This window comes from Priestia sp. P5_B4 (assembly GCF_056400385.1).
The window spans coordinates 1-814 of record NZ_JBFULJ010001272.1 but is presented as its reverse complement, the minus strand read 5'-3'; the positions used below and the strand labels follow the sequence as shown (position 1 = coordinate 814).

1 protein-coding gene and 1 pseudogene are annotated in these 814 nt (G+C 36.6%); both read right to left on the bottom strand.

The genetic code is table 11. From position 1 onward, the window contains the following. Positions 1-220, bottom strand: a pseudogene (locus AC1DRF_RS30440) (M48 family peptidase); the annotation flags it as partial. Between the two features lies 1 nt (position 221). Next, positions 222-725 carry a YehS family protein gene (locus AC1DRF_RS30435; RefSeq protein ID WP_427075861.1) on the bottom strand — a complete coding sequence of 168 codons (504 nt, stop codon included), beginning with the start codon at positions 723-725 and terminating at the stop codon, positions 222-224. Between the last annotated feature and the right edge of the window lie 89 nt (positions 726-814).

Genomic DNA, 814 nt, shown 5'->3' with positions numbered 1-814 from the left:
CTTTTTTCTTTGGTCCATGCGTTCTATCTTTCATTTCGTTTATTTTTTGCTGAATCAATGCCCAGTTGTTCTCTAATAACATCCGTACTTGTTCAGTAGACGTTCCTTTAGGAGCAAGGACTTCGACCGTTCCGTATCCGTCTACTTTAATCGCAAAAGAACTTTGATTTTTATATCGTATTTCATAATGGATACTCTGATTTGAAAAAGTGTGTATCATTTTATCCTCTATATTGTACGGTTAAGCCTCTTAGGAATTTTCGTGCAAAATTCTCTTTGCACGGTTTGTAATTTTTGTGGCCTTTTTTTCGTAATAAAGCACCTAATTCTGCTTTAGATACACGTATGCCACCGTCGTCGAATACTCCTAACATCTCTTCACTGGTTAGGGACAAAGCAATTTTTACTTTCTTTAATAAGACGTTATACATATTTTGATTGCTTTGAACCGGCGCTGGAGGTGCTTGCCCTGGTTTAGGGTCTTGTTCTCCTCTTTTAAAGGTAATAAAACCGTTTAAAAAAGAATCTAACATATTGTTACTGCACGTGATGTGTTCGTCCTCATGAACTGCATCCTCGTCTTCTTCGTCCGGCGTTCTCGTAAGGATCTTTAATACGTCTTCTTTTGTTACGTCTACTCCGCCAAGATTAAAGATCTCTACCATTTCTGTATTTTTTAAATCCAAGGCATATCGTAATCTAATTAAAATATCGTTATTATCCATTCTTGCTCCTCCTATAACTTGCTTGCTGTATGTAAAAATCATGACTGCCACAATCTGAACGAACTTGGTCAATATCAGTACAATTATAG